General features: G+C 43.6%; 11 protein-coding genes. 2 read left to right on the forward strand and 9 right to left on the reverse strand.

Translation table 11 applies throughout. The features are described 5' to 3' along the window. Positions 1-591 precede the first annotated feature (591 nt). A complete protein-coding gene (locus ACOCD9_RS16235) occupies positions 592-2,466 on the forward strand; it encodes an ABC transporter ATP-binding protein (RefSeq protein WP_419547955.1) in 1,875 nt (624 codons plus the stop codon). A gap of 134 nt (positions 2,467-2,600) precedes the next feature. On the opposite strand, the gene ACOCD9_RS16240 is transcribed toward ACOCD9_RS16235, so the two are convergent. Further along, positions 2,601-3,998 carry an amidase gene (locus ACOCD9_RS16240; RefSeq protein WP_419547956.1) on the reverse strand — a complete coding sequence of 466 codons (1,398 nt, stop codon included), beginning with the start codon at positions 3,996-3,998 and terminating at the stop codon, positions 2,601-2,603. 143 nt (positions 3,999-4,141) lie between these two features. On the opposite strand from ACOCD9_RS16240, the gene pyrR reads away from it, so the two are divergent. Continuing rightward, positions 4,142-4,675 (forward strand): bifunctional pyr operon transcriptional regulator/uracil phosphoribosyltransferase PyrR, encoded by a 534-nt coding sequence (gene pyrR / locus ACOCD9_RS16245; protein WP_002742197.1) that lies wholly within the window; start codon positions 4,142-4,144, stop codon positions 4,673-4,675. A 183-nt stretch (positions 4,676-4,858) separates the two neighbouring features. Here pyrR and ACOCD9_RS16250 read toward each other — a convergent pair whose 3' ends face one another. The 8 genes from ACOCD9_RS16250 to ACOCD9_RS16285 all read right to left on the reverse strand — a co-directional run bounded on the left by ACOCD9_RS16250 (position 4,859) and on the right by ACOCD9_RS16285 (position 13,229). Next, on the reverse strand, positions 4,859-5,641 hold the full coding sequence (locus tag ACOCD9_RS16250; RefSeq protein ID WP_419547957.1) for an endonuclease/exonuclease/phosphatase family protein: 783 nt from the start codon (positions 5,639-5,641) through the stop codon (positions 4,859-4,861). Between the two features lie 245 nt (positions 5,642-5,886). Further along, complete coding sequence (gene psb35 / locus ACOCD9_RS16255) at positions 5,887-6,087, reverse strand: photosystem II assembly protein Psb35 (RefSeq protein ID WP_002737145.1); 201 nt, start codon at positions 6,085-6,087, stop codon at positions 5,887-5,889. Between the two features lie 59 nt (positions 6,088-6,146). Continuing rightward, complete coding sequence (locus ACOCD9_RS16260) at positions 6,147-6,554, reverse strand: gamma-glutamylcyclotransferase family protein (protein ID WP_194013211.1); 408 nt, start codon at positions 6,552-6,554, stop codon at positions 6,147-6,149. Beyond that, positions 6,551-7,576, reverse strand: a complete 1,026-nt coding sequence (locus ACOCD9_RS16265; protein WP_419547958.1) for an aldo/keto reductase — start codon at positions 7,574-7,576, stop codon at positions 6,551-6,553. Before ACOCD9_RS16265 ends, ACOCD9_RS16260 begins: the two co-directional genes overlap by 4 nt. Positions 7,577-7,883: 307 nt before the next feature. Continuing rightward, the gene (locus ACOCD9_RS16270) at positions 7,884-9,935 is read right to left on the reverse strand and encodes an NAD(P)H-quinone oxidoreductase subunit 5 (RefSeq protein WP_419547959.1); all 2,052 of its coding nucleotides are present in this window, start codon (positions 9,933-9,935) and stop codon (positions 7,884-7,886) included. Positions 9,936-10,099: 164 nt separating this feature from the next. Further along, positions 10,100-11,239, reverse strand: a complete 1,140-nt coding sequence (locus tag ACOCD9_RS16275) for a hypothetical protein (RefSeq protein WP_419547960.1) — start codon at positions 11,237-11,239, stop codon at positions 10,100-10,102. Beyond that, complete coding sequence (locus ACOCD9_RS16280; protein ID WP_016514693.1) at positions 11,236-11,973, reverse strand: FlgD immunoglobulin-like domain containing protein; 738 nt, start codon at positions 11,971-11,973, stop codon at positions 11,236-11,238. Before ACOCD9_RS16280 ends, ACOCD9_RS16275 begins: the two co-directional genes overlap by 4 nt. Continuing rightward, a complete protein-coding gene (locus tag ACOCD9_RS16285; protein ID WP_419547961.1) occupies positions 11,970-13,229 on the reverse strand; it encodes a tetratricopeptide repeat protein in 1,260 nt (419 codons plus the stop codon). The genes ACOCD9_RS16280 and ACOCD9_RS16285 overlap by 4 nt, the downstream gene beginning before the upstream one ends. Between the last annotated feature and the right edge of the window lie 429 nt (positions 13,230-13,658).

The raw sequence follows: 13,658 nt of genomic DNA on the forward strand, positions 1-13,658 counted from the left end.
AGTTTGTGCCGCTTAAATAAAGAGGTTTTGATAACCAAATTAAAGCAGCTCTAAAGAGTTTTGAGTTAAAAGTTAAACTTCAAGTTTTCATTCAGGACGAATGTACTGGTTAACTAATTTTTTTGGGAAAATTAGTTAACCTATCATTATAACATATAATTAATTTGCAAGAGTTCTATTCTACTGTATTCAAGCAAATCGTCCCCATATCTTCCAACAAAGTCCGAAAACTATGCACGGAAAAGTTCTCTTGATTCCGTTTTTTATCTCTTTAGACTGAGCGGATTCACTGGGACGGTTCGGCTGAGCGTTCGTGTTAGTGAGCGGCTCGAGTGAACCTCGCCGAACTCTTGTCGAACTACTGAGCTAACGCCGAAGTCTCGCCGAACGCCTCGCTGTAATAACATCAACGGAACTATCATCAATTTTTTCATCCTCAAATATAGCGCTTTTCACATTACTGAGGTATCGACAAGTTTTGCCAACAAAGGGCTTAGGCCCCTTGCCCATGCCTTATTCTGATGAAAACTGCCATAGTTAAAATTGACAACTTAGGTTAAGATGATGCTAGGTTTCACCAGTTAAAGAGCTATGGATAACAAAGTTCTCGACGTTCGCCATCTCACCGTTGAATTTTCTAATCAGAAAAGAACAACAGTCGCCGTTAATAACATTAGTTTTAGCTTGCAGAAAGGTCAAGTTCTCGGTTGTGTGGGGGAGTCGGGTTCAGGAAAATCCGTCACCTCCCTTGCACTCATGGGATTGGTTCCCTCTCCTGGAAAAATTACCGGGGGAGAAATTTGCTTTCGTCCGGCAAAAGGTCAGTCAATGCAAGCAGTAGATTTATTATCTATTCCCCCGGAAGAATTGCGTTATTATCGCGGGGGAGAAATGGCGATGATTTTCCAAGAACCAATGAGTTCTCTTAATCCAGTCTATAACATCGAGTTTCAACTCACCGAAGCAATTTTACTGCATCAAAAAGTCACCCCCGAACAAGCAAAAAATCAAGCCATCTCTCTACTGCAAGAAGTGCGCTTATTACCGAGTGATCAACAGTTAGAGGAGAAGTATATAGAAACGTTTCCCTTAGAAAATAAGGGTCATGTCAGGGAAAAAATTAGAACTTATATTCAGGAACAAAAAGAAGAAATTCTCAAGCGTTATCCTCACGAATTATCGGGGGGACAATTACAAAGGGTAATGATTGCCATGGCGATTTCTTGTAATCCTACCCTCTTAATTGCTGATGAACCAACCACCGCTTTAGATGTAACTGTCCAAGCAGAAATATTAAGATTATTACGAGATTTGTGTAAAAGTGATCGAGAAATGTCAATGGTTTTTATCTCCCACGATTTAGGAGTTATTAACGAAATTGCCGATCAAATTGTCGTGATGTATCAAGGAGAAATTGTCGAACAGGGAACTAAAGAAGAAGTATTAAATTATCCCCAACATCCCTACACAAAAGGTTTACTTGCCTGTCGTCCTCGCTTAAACTCTCGTCCAGAAAAATTACCCACCGTCAGCGATTTTTTACAAGTGGAAAAAGACTCTCAAGGTAAGATTATTGAATTACAGGAAATTACCCCACCCGCAGTTAAATTTATTACTCTCCAAGAGGAAGAAAGCAGAATCGCAGGTTTACAAGATCACGAGAATATTTTATCGGTAGAAAATTTATCGGTTAGATTTCCAGTTAAGGGAGTTTTCGGGCAAGTAAAGACCTTTTTTAATGCCGTAGATCAGGTCAGTTTTGCCGTTAAACGGGGGGAAACCCTCGGTTTAGTCGGTGAATCGGGATGCGGAAAATCTACCTTAGCAAGGACAATTCTGCGCTTAATTCCTGCCACTTCTGGAGATATCTATTTCCGAGGAGAAAATCTCGCTAAGTTAAACCCCAGCGATCCAAAATTAAGACTACTGCGACGGGAATTACAGATAGTTTTTCAGAATCCCTACAATTCCCTGAATCCCCGTTTATCCATCGGTAAAGCAATTTTAGAACCGATGGTTATTCATCATACTGGCGGCAATTCCCAAAAGCAAAGGCAAAGAGTAGAATATTTATTAGAACGAGTTAAACTTGATCCTAATTGGTTTGATCGCTATCCCCATCAATTATCAGGAGGACAACGACAAAGGGTGTGTATTGCTCGCGCTTTAGCCTTAAATCCTCAGTTTATTATCTGTGATGAATCTGTCTCTGCTTTAGATGTTTCCGTGCAAGCGGGAGTCTTAAATTTACTCAAAGAATTACAGCAGGAATTTAATCTCACTTATATCTTTATTTCCCACGATTTAAGTGTCGTCAGATTTATGAGCGATCGGATTATGGTGATGAATAAAGGTAAAATTGAGGAAATGGGTACAGCTAACGAAATTATCAACTCTCCCCAAAGTGATTACACCCGTAAACTTATCGCTTCTATTCCCCAATTTACCCAAAGTCTTGCTAGTTAAGTAGCTGGTTATAATTGAATTAAAAATGGATTTTAGCTTCGATCCCCCCTTAGTCCCCCCTTAATAAGGGGGGTGCCGATAGGCGGGGGGATCCCCCTTGATAAGGGGGGTGTCTGACAACTTTTAACACCTACCTACTTAAAATTAGCCATCAAACCGAAAGGATTAGCTGCCTCTAATTGTGCCGATAAACCTAACAAAGTGATTTCATCAGCAGGTTTACCAACTAACTGAATTGCCACGGGTAAACCCTGACTATCAACCCCTGTGGGTAAAGCAATCGCGGGTAAACCACTCGCATTAGCAATCGGAGAAGGGGCAATCCAACTAATCATCTTATTAACCGCTTCTTCCGGTGGTAAATTTTCCCACTCAGCAATTCCGGGGGGTTGATGTAGAAAAATTGGCAAAAGTAAGACATCAAAATTATCAAACATCGCCACAATTTGCCGCGAAATAACGTGCATCTGCCGCACCGCTTGCAGGTATTCCCCCGCACTGCCAGAATTGTCCAATAACCATTGGTTAAGGGGACTTAATAACTCCCTGGGAATTGCCGCCGCTGCCGTCCCCGCTTGCCAAATACGGCGAAAAGGAGCGATTAAAGCCTGTAAATCGGGAGAATACTCCGTTAAGTGATGCCCCATACCCTCTAAAATTTTAGCCGTCTCGATCACAGCATTTTTATAAACGGAAGTTGCCTCGCCGAAGGGGGATACGGAAGTAGAAAAAGCGATTCTCAGGGGTTTTATGCCTCTCTGAGTGGCTTCTAGGAAAGAAAAGGGCGGATCGGTTAGCCAGTAGGGATCGCCCGTCGTATAGCCCGAAATCACGGTAAGCAGTGCCGCCCCATCTGCCACCGTCTTAGAAAGAGTGCCGTTAGTGGCGATACCGCTTTGAAATTCCCCCACCGGGGCATAGGAAACGCGCCCACGACTGGGTTTTATCCCCACCAAACCGCAACAACCCGCCGGAGTACGAATGGAACCGCCACCGTCGGAACCCTGGGCAATCGGGGAGAAACCCGCCGCTACCGCCGCCGCCGCGCCGCCACTGGAACCTCCTGCGGTATAATCGCGGTTGAAGGGGTTACGAGTCGGCAAAAAACCCGGATTTTCGGTGTAGGGAAAGGAACCTAACTGGGAAGTGGCAGTTTTGCCCAGAAGGATAAAACCCGCCATTTTGATTCTGGTGACGATTCCTTCGTCGTATTGGGCGATATTTCCCTGTAAAGCGGCGACTCCGTAACTAACCGGCATTCCAGCGACGGCATTTAAGTCTTTAATGGCGGTGGGAACTCCAAAAAAAGGCGGTAATTCGGCAGTAGCGGCGATTTGACTTAATTGTTCCGTTTGGGCGCTGGCGGTTGCCAGGGCGCTTTCCTTGGCTACATGGACAAAACTACCGATTTGACTGTCAAATTTTTCAATTCTGTCGAGGTATAAATGGGTTAATTCTAGGGGGGAGATTTGTTTAGTGCGAATCAGTTGGGCTAATTCTAGGGCAGATTTTTGCAATAATTCATCACTCATGAGCGATCGAGTTAAAATAGGTAAGTGAAAATAATTATATTCGTTAGTGGGAAGATGGTTTTAAAGGAAAAAAGAAAAAGTAAAAAAAAGTCCATTGCCGTAAAAATTTCCCTATCCCCTATACCCTCTTTTCTTAGAAAATTATGACCTCACAGTTAATTGAAATTCTCTCGGCTGACGAAATTCGTCGCACTATTACCCGTTTAGCTTCCGAAGTTATCGAAAAAAGTGGCGATTTAAATAACTTGATTTTGATCGGTATCTACACGCGAGGAGTGCCTTTAGCTAATTTAATTGCCAGTCAAATTGAGAGCTTAGAAGGGGTAAAAGTTCCCGTGGGAGCGATCGATATTACCTTCTATCGCGACGATCTTGATCGCATTAAAACCCGCACTCCTGCTAAAACCAAAATGCCCCTAGATGTCACGGGAAAAACCGTGATTTTAGTCGATGATGTTATCTATAAGGGTCGCACAATCCGCTCCGCTTTTAATGCTATTATTGAGTATGGCAGACCCCAAAAAATCCGCTTATTAGTTCTCGTTGATCGTGGTCATCGGGAATTACCAATTCACCCGGATTTTACCGGCAAAAAACTCCCCACCGCAGCCGAGGAACAGGTAAGAGTTTATCTACAGGAGATTGACGGCAAAGATGGGGTGGAATTAATCAAATAAACAGAGGATTGGTAACTAATCTCCGGAGGAAAATAAACAGAATTGCTTCGACAATATCGGCAAAAATATCACTTATTGAATTTTTTCCTGTTGACAACACTGAACAAATTTAACCACCGAATCACCAAAGTCTGCTGAAGCTTTTACCCTCTATATATTTGCTAAATACAAAAATAATCTTTTTTAGGGCAAGGTAAAAGCAGCAATTACGGGATAATGATCGGAAGGAATAAGATTCAACCAACGGGAAGGATCGACTTTTACCCAATCTAACTGCAAACGGCTATCATAATAAATGGTATCGATGGCTAAATAGGGGGTATCGGTGTAATTATTAAAGCTCATTTGTTCCGCTAATTCTAAATCGGCTAAAGCGTCCTTTAATTTAATTTCTGACTGGAGAGTTTGAGTTAAAATCTCACGGGGTAATTGCTGAGAATTAACATTAAAATCCCCCGTTAAAAATAGGTAATCTTCTGTTAAATCTAGTTGACAAAAACGCTCCTGTATGCACTTAGCACCTAAGTCCTTAGCTTTGTCGCTATAGTAATCGAGATGGGTGTTATAAAACTGCAAAGTTTGCCCCTCAAGAGTGCGAAATTTAGCCCCCGTTACCATGCGGGGATAAGGATTACCCCAAGCTTCGGTAATACTGCCAATAATATCGGGAGTTTCTGATAACCAAAATTCGTAAATTTCTAAACATTTTAACCGACTTGGTTGATACAAAATCGCACAATGTTCATCTAATCCTGTCCCTCTGCGATCGCTGCCTAAACTTTGGTATTTTGGCAATAAACGGTGTAGATCCAATAGTTGATTAGCGCGAGCTTCCTGAGTACCAATTATATCAGGAGAATAGTGAGCAATTAAAGCCGCTACTGCTTCCCTTCTTACTCGCCAATTACGCTCATCAGGATCGGGTTTATCGTAGCGAATATTAAAGGACATCGCTGTTAGTTTCATAGCAAAATGGAGAATAGGGAAGATGGAAGGGAATGGGTAGTTCTGTCAGTAAATAGTAATCAGTAATCAGTGAACTGAAAACCCACATCTGATAACAAGGTCTGAATCTAAAACCTAATTTGTTAAGCTAAAAGCTTTGATGTGCTTAGTTTCTAACCTTCTTTTTAGGTAGGAGAATTGCCAGATTCTGTGTTTTGCCCCTTGCCTCTTGCCTTGAGAAGCTGATAACTGATAACTGCCTTTTTCTAGGATCGAGAATCAGAATCTATATCTGTCTTCACTTCGGGGATAATATCCGGTCTTTGGGCATCTTCCCAACCAACCGGGCGCTTAGAATTATACCAAGCGATCGAACCGATGGTGACAGCAGCCAGAAAACCGACCACATAAACTGCCACGAAATAAACGGGGAATTTGCCACTGGCCACTTCTAGGAGTAGATACATAATTTTTTCACGATTAAGCTTTTAATTTGTATATCTTAACAGAATCGGCCCCCTCATCCCTATTCTCGATCGCTACTGGTCCACCAACCGGAAGGCAGCCAAACTCCGCCATGAAAAGCTATTTTTGCCGGTGTCATCATATATCCCCAAGCTTCGCCGATCAATTCTCGCTCTAGATTATAAATAGGGATTCTGCGACGCTGATACTCGTTTTCTTCTGGAGATCTGCTGGGTTGATAATCTTCCAAACCATCCAAAAGCCCAATATCATAATCTGCGTTAAAAGTCAATAAAATTCCCTTCACCCAGCCATCCCCCTCGGTCAGTCCGGGATAACCGAGGGCGGTAAGATGGTATAAATGCCCCCTTGTGTAGGCGGTTTTAGAGTTGATCACTTTTCCTGCACAGTAGGCAGAATAGTTACTCTCCCTGGGTTTCAGGGTTCCATAAACAAAAACTTCCATCATCGATCCAATTGTGCAGCTACTCCTCCTAATAGGATATCGCGAACAAATTGACTGGCTAAAAGTTCGTGGGGAAAACCGAGGGAAATGGCACTGATATTATCGAGTCGTTGCAGCTGTTCCCCAGTCAGGTTAAAATCCACACAGGCGAGATTATCCTGCAATTGGGACAATCTTCGAGCGCCAATGATAGGAATTATGGGGTTAGGGCGATTTCTGAGCCAATTTAACGCCACTTGTGCCGGTGATTTCCCGATTTCTCTGGCAATCTCTAGGACGGTCTCGGCAATTTTCAGATCGCGATCGAGAATTTGAAAAGGTTGGTCGGTCATGCTTAAACGACCATCGACGGGGTTGGGTTGATTATATTTTCCCGTTAAAACTCCTCCTCCCAGGGGACTCCAAGCTGTCACCCCGATGTTTAATGCTTTGGCCATAGGCAATAATTCCCGTTCGGGGGTGCGTTCCTTGAGAGAATATTCTATTTGTAGTCCGATAAAGGGTGTCCATCCCCGTAGGGTGGCCAGGGTGTTTGCTTGGGAGACAATCCAAGCAGGACTGTCAGAAATGCCGATATAAAGCACTTTTCCCATCCTGACCAAATCATCGAAAGCACGCATCACTTCCTCCATAGGAGTGAGAGAGTCCCAAATATGAAGCCAGAGTAAATCGATGTAATCAGTACCTAAACGCTTTAAACTAGCTTCTACCGCCTGAAAGAGGTTTTTTCGATGATTTCCGCAGGCATTGACATCCCCGGGACGGGTGTTGAGAGAATATTTTGTGGCGATTACCCATTTTTCTCGATCGCCCTTGACAAATTCCCCCACTAATGTTTCACTGGTTCCGTTTGTGTAGATATTAGCAGTATCGAGAAAATTGCCGCCCGCTTCCGCAAAAGCCTGAAAAACCGCCCGACTTTCCTCTTTATCCGCTCCCCAACCCCAATCTTCCCCGAATGTCATCGTTCCTAGACATAGTTCCGAAACCCGCAGACCACTATTACCTAAAAGTTTGTAACGCAATTTGAGTCTCCTAATTGGCTAAATATGAGGTAATGCTTTCAATAAAATACTCAATTTTGTAGAAATATCTATATTACATTGTGAGCGCACGCGGTGCGCCCCTACCATTGGCGCAATAATGTTATTGTAGGGGCGAATTGCATTCGCCCTCTTTTAATAACTGCTGCTGCTCACCATAAGTGAGAGAAAGTCAGAAATATGAAATGCAGCCTTCCTCATCCCCCTAAATACCCCTTAAAAAGGGGTATTTAAAGCTGAAAAAAGGGGCTTTGCGCCCCAAAAAATCTTTAGTCAACGGCTTAAAAATCTACACCAGACTATAGACAATTACTAAACCCAAAACTGCGGCAAAGACAATTAAAGCGTAGAATTGGGCGCGACCATTTTCAAGGTATTTAAGACCTTCACCACTGACAAGAGTAGCTAAACCAGTTAAATTCACTGCCCCATCGATAACGCGATAATCCACTTCCATAATTTGCCGTGCGAGACGACGACAACCCTGTACAAAAACTCGATCATAGAGATTATCAATGTACCATTTGTTCAGGGAAAAACGATACAAAGCGGGGAATTTTTCGGCAATAGTTGCGGGGTCAATTTTCTTCTGGAGATACATCAAAGAAGCGACAGTAATCCCGATTAAAGCAATCCCCACCGAATTACCCGCCATAATCAGAAACTCTGTCCAATCAAAAGCATGAACTTCTTCCACCACTTCGTTAGGAACATGAATAAAACCCTCGAAGAAATTCTGCCAAGGTTTACCCACCAAACCGATTAACAAAGAGGGAACCGCTAAAATCATGAGAGGTAAAGTCATAGTAATTGGCGATTCGTGGGGTTCATGGGCATGATGGCCGTGGTTGTCTTCTTCCTGCGCTTCCGAGTCTAATTGCTTAACATTCATCGCCCCCGGTCCAAAAGCCGGAATCGCACCCGCATTGGCTAACAGTCGCCGTTTAATCTCCTTATTAGTGCCTCTAAACTCCCCTTCAAAAGTGTTAAAGTACATCCGGAACATATAAAAAGCCGTTAAACCCGCAGTAGCCCAACCGATTAACCATAAAGACGGGTTCGCCTCAAAAGCTAAACCGAGAATTTCATCCTTCGACCAGAAACCAGCGAAAGGAGGAATCCCACAGATGGCCAGAGTTCCCACCAGGAAAGTTAGGGCAGTAATGGGCATATACTTGCGTAAACCGCCCATCATCCGCATATCTTGCGCTAAAACCGGCTCATGACCGACCACATCCTCCATACCGTGGATGACCGAACCGGAACCGAGGAACAACATCGCTTTAAAATAAGCGTGGGTCATCAGGTGGAATAACCCCGCACTATAAGCGCCGATACCCATAGCCATAACCATGTAACCCAATTGGGAGATGGTGGAATAGGCTAAACCCTTTTTGATATCATTCTGGGTGAGGGCGATACTTGCCCCTAGAAAGGCGGTAAAGGCCCCCGTCCAAGCAATTACCGTCATCGCCGTGGGAATTGGCTCAAAAACGGGATACATCCGAGCAATCAGGAAAACTCCAGCGGCCACCATCGTGGCGGCGTGAATCAGGGCCGAAATCGGGGTCGGACCTTCCATGGCATCCGGTAGCCAGACATGAAGGGGAAATTGGGCTGATTTGGCCACGGGGCCAAGGAAGACTAAAACGGCGAATAATGCCGCTAAACTGCCGGCAATGGCTCCAGAAGAGACTAATTCCTCTAGACGTTCACCCATGATATCAAACTCGAAGCTACCAGTGGCCCAGAAAAGACCCAGCATTCCCAGTAATAAGCCAAAATCGCCGACGCGGTTGGTAACAAAGGCTTTTTGACAGGCCTCGGCAGCCGCCGGACGAGTGAACCAGAAACCTACTAGCAGATAGGAACACATCCCCACCAATTCCCAGAAAATGTAGATCTGGACGAGGTTGGGACTGATGACCAAACCGAGCATAGAACTGCTAAAAATGCTCAGATAGGCGTAAAAACGCACATAACCGGGGTCGTGGGCCATGTAACCATCGGTATAAATCATCACCAAAAAGGCCACGGTGGTGACGATAACCGACATTAAAGCGCTGAGATGATCGATCGTATAACCCATTTTCAGGTGAAAGTTACCCGCCGATGCCCAATCGATCATTTGGTTGTAGGGAGCGTGTCCATTGATTTGACTCCACAGCAGTGCAAAAGACAGCACCATCGACGCACCGAGGGTAGAAATGATCAATACAGCATTCACCTGTCGCAGACGATTGGTGACTTCATTAAAGGAAATTAAGCCCGCGCCGACTAGGGTAGCGCCTACCAAAGGCAGGACGGGAACTAGCCACGCGTACTGATAAAGCGGTTCCATTCAGTAATACCTAGTTTACAACTTCACACTATTTGGTTTATCTTCATCTATTGTGACATAGGTTAATTCTTAAGAAAGTGTTTATACCTAGTTTTGCTCAATAGGGCGGCGAAAGGTCAAAGGATCTTATCAATTTGGCAGTTTAGCGAGCGGGACGGTAATTTTTAGGGAGAAGCAGCAAAATTATCGAATAACCACGAAAGCAAGGAAACGATTAAACCAGCAGAAAAGGAAATTATCGCCACGATCGCCTCGCTGCCAAGATAACGGGATAAAAAACTGCCTTGAATTTGGGCGATCGGTAGTCGCGGATTTAACCCCACTTGGATGCTGTTGGTATTGCCGGAAACGCTCACTTCTAAACCTTGTGATGCCTCGGTAATCTGCAAGTTTTCCCCCGTGGTTTTTAGTTTGAGGTTTTGGTTACTATCCTCTCGGATAATTTTTATCTGATTTAATATCTCTACCCCCGGTTTCTCGACGATTAGGAATTGGTTTTCTTCTAGCTTAAGATCCTGTTGAGCCATCCGGATATTACCAGAAATAATTGTCGATTCCACTAAGTCATCTCTCACATTATTACCGGTGATAATCGGTCGCTCAAATCTAACATTACTAACTTTAATATTGCGCCAAAAAATAGGCTGTTCTTTATCTTGAGAAAGTTGTAAATTAACATCGATCGCTTGTTGTATTTCTAATTTAAATTCGGTGGTGCTGAGATTAAATTCGAGGGGAATATCCTCTTTTTTTTGGGGTAAATTAGCAATTTTATAACCAGAGAGAGTTATTTTAATCGGGTTGCCGCTAGGATTAAATGATAAATTTACTGGTTGAGAATTTGGCTGCAAACTAAAAGCCAAACGATTATCAAAAGGCGCATATTTAAGATTTTTTACTCTAGTTTCCTTTTGTAAACGGAGTTCTTGCAGGATAAAATCCGCCGTCGGGGTAATTGTTAAAGTGCTATTTTCCCGGATTGATTCAATTTCTAGTCGCTCTCGTTTATTCAGTTCGGGATCGGCAAGACTGCTAAAAATGCCGGCGAGGGTAAATTTTTTCAGTCCCGATAGATCTATTTGGGAAAGATTATCGACATCTTTGAGCAATAAACTTTCGTTTTCTTGACAGGTAAAACTAAAGCTTTTTACCAATAAATTGCCTTCAAAGTTTTGTTTAACTGGGATAATTCCCCAAAAAATCGACAGGAAAACCAGTGCTAGAGTAACTATAAAAACTGTGCAAAACTTGAGATTTTTCCTAATAAATCGCCAGAAACTTTTAAAATTATGCTTGGACTTCATTTTAGCCACTGGGGATTATGTTCAAAAGTTATATTAATCGGGGCATTTCTGGGAGGAGCATCATCTTGTTCTAATAAAGCTTTGACTCGCAATTCGTACAATCCCGCCTTAGCCAGTTTACCATCAGAAGTACGACCATCCCAAGTAAAGAAAATTTCTCCTTTTGGTTGCCAGTTAGGGCGAGAAGTCTCATAGATAACCTCGTTGTTCTGGAGGATTTGTAATTCTTTGATCTGGCTACGCACATTAGAAAAAAGGACGATATCATAGGTTTTTGCCTGATTAAAAATAACTGGCAAATAGATCAATTTACCGTCACTGATAGAGGCCGTGGCCCGCAGACTTTCAAGGGCGATATCTTCGCGATCAATAACATAGTTAGACCATTTAAATTGATAGCGAGAACCTTGGGGACGCAAGGTGAGGGGATCGAGTTGATAATTTTTTGGCACAGAACGCACTATCACTTTCGGCGCTCGGTTATTACGACTAGGTACTTCCAACTTTAGGGAGTCAGTCATCTCCCGAATCCGGCCGATAGAAAGGGAAATAAGACTAAAACTGCCCGCAATATCGATCGGGGCTATTCCCTCACAGCGCTTGTCATTATCTCTCTGGATATAGTTGCTAGATCTAGTATTTCCCGTCCCACAGTTTTGAGCTTGAATAGGGAAGAACGAGACCAAAATAAGACTAAGAATTGTTAAGTTAAGGACAATAAATGATTTTTTCATGGTACAACCACCTGCCATTGAGCTAATTTTTGGAGAACTCGATCGATTGGGTAAGCGAAACCGATACCGGAAGAATCGATTTGGGACTCGTTAATCGTTTTAAACATCAATCCGATCACCCGCATTTCCTGATCGAATACTGGACTACCAGACCCCCCCACGGCCAGACTCACATCGATTAATAAATTGCCGCTACTAGACTGAATGCCGATGGTAATCGCCTCGTACTTCGACCAATCTTTTGATTCAGGATGTCCGATGATAGAAATCGGTGTTTGTGGGTTAATTTCGCCTTGATGAAAGGTTAAAGGACTGATATCGTCTGGTAAACCCGTGACTTCCAGCAAAGCTAAATCCAAGTTTTCTTGGGGTTCGGTGATCTGACTTATTTTAGCCACTACACGATCGCGCGGGAGATTGGGTAGATTTTCGCCGTAATAGGGTTCCACTTCCAGATTATTTTCCAGATTATCGCCCCTCTGTTCCGTGTCGCGATCGACCACCACATGACGATTAGTGATAATCCACACCGTTGTTCCCCGGCGTTTGACCACATAACCCGTACCGTAGGCAGTCCCCTTGGCGTTACCGGTAAAGACAACACTGATTTTAACGATCGATCGCTTGATCCGGGTGAGGGGATCCTCTTGGGGTAGATATTTGGTGGTATTCAAAGCGATGATCTGTTCCGGTTGTTGCTGCAAGGATAACAAGCGCCGGGCCTCTTGCAGGTTATTGCTGGCAAATTCAAACTTCGGATCGATTTTCGTCGCCTTCTCGAACTCAGCGATCGCTGCCTCTAGCTTGCCCTGTTCCTGTAGGAGCAGACCCAAACCATTATGAGCAGCGGTGTGAGCGGTGGTAGGAGTCCCAGTAGTATCATCCGGTAAATCTAAAGCCCTACGGTACATTTCCTCCGCTTCCGTCAGTTTTTTCTGGAAATATAGGACATTACCTATATTTTTGTAGGTTTCTGGAAGTTTTGGATCGAGAGCGAGGGCTTTTTGACAGAAAATCAGTGCTTCGTCTAACTTATTTTGAAGGAATAGCGCAGCGCAGAGATTGCTAAAAGCCACAGCACTGTTAGGATCAAGCTGAATAATTTGTCGCCAGATTCTTTCGGCTTCCGGGTATTTTTTTTGCGCTTGAGCGGTTTCACCCTGTTGCCATAACTGCTCTAGTGTTTGTGCCACTGTTGTCGGCGGCATGATCATCAATGCCAAAGTTAACACCCAAGCCAGCCGCACCACTTTCATAAGCTGATTAAAAATATTCCATCTATAGGTTAACAGATAGCAATGGAGTCAGGAACATTGCTGCATCTTAGTCGGTTAAGTAAGTAGTTATAATTAAATTGAAGATAGATTTTACCTCTGATCCCCCCTGCTACCTTGATAAGGGACTTGCGTGGGAATAATATCCCAATCGATCGGAGGGCGCAAGCTTTGCGCCCCTACAGTAACGGATTTTGTCCACAATGTAGGGGCGAACTGCGTTCGCCCAAAAGGTACATTATCAAAGCGCAAGTCCATAAGGGGGGTGCTGATCCCCCCTGCCCCCCTTGATAAGCTATCCATTAGTCGGATCTTTCTTAACAAAAAGAGAAGAAACTTAAAAAAAGGGGAAACGATTGATAGGTATAGTTTTGAAAGAAGGAATCAAGGTGGAGGTAAGCAAAAAAATGG

The organism is Microcystis sp. (assembly GCF_048564745.1).
Lineage (GTDB): Bacteria > Cyanobacteriota > Cyanobacteriia > Cyanobacteriales > Microcystaceae > Microcystis > Microcystis ichthyoblabe_A.

Bases quoted from the DNA above. Each gene is read 5' to 3' on its own strand.
- ACOCD9_RS16240 (WP_419547956.1), bottom strand. From the start codon at position 3,998: ATGAGTGATGAATTATTGCAAAAATCTGCCCTAGAATTAGCCCAACTG.
- ACOCD9_RS16250 (WP_419547957.1), bottom strand. From the start codon at position 5,641: ATGAAACTAACAGCGATGTCCTTTAATATTCGCTACGATAAACCCGAT.
- ACOCD9_RS16280 (WP_016514693.1), bottom strand. From the start codon at position 11,973: ATGAAAAAATCATTTATTGTCCTTAACTTAACAATTCTTAGTCTTATT.
- ACOCD9_RS16235 (WP_419547955.1), top strand. From the start codon at position 592: ATGGATAACAAAGTTCTCGACGTTCGCCATCTCACCGTTGAATTTTCT.
- ACOCD9_RS16275 (WP_419547960.1), bottom strand. From the start codon at position 11,239: ATGAAGTCCAAGCATAATTTTAAAAGTTTCTGGCGATTTATTAGGAAA.
- pyrR (WP_002742197.1), top strand. From the start codon at position 4,142: ATGACCTCACAGTTAATTGAAATTCTCTCGGCTGACGAAATTCGTCGC.
- ACOCD9_RS16285 (WP_419547961.1), bottom strand. From the start codon at position 13,229: ATGAAAGTGGTGCGGCTGGCTTGGGTGTTAACTTTGGCATTGATGATC.
- psb35 (WP_002737145.1), bottom strand. From the start codon at position 6,087: ATGTATCTACTCCTAGAAGTGGCCAGTGGCAAATTCCCCGTTTATTTC.
- ACOCD9_RS16270 (WP_419547959.1), bottom strand. From the start codon at position 9,935: ATGGAACCGCTTTATCAGTACGCGTGGCTAGTTCCCGTCCTGCCTTTG.
- ACOCD9_RS16260 (WP_194013211.1), bottom strand. From the start codon at position 6,554: ATGATGGAAGTTTTTGTTTATGGAACCCTGAAACCCAGGGAGAGTAAC.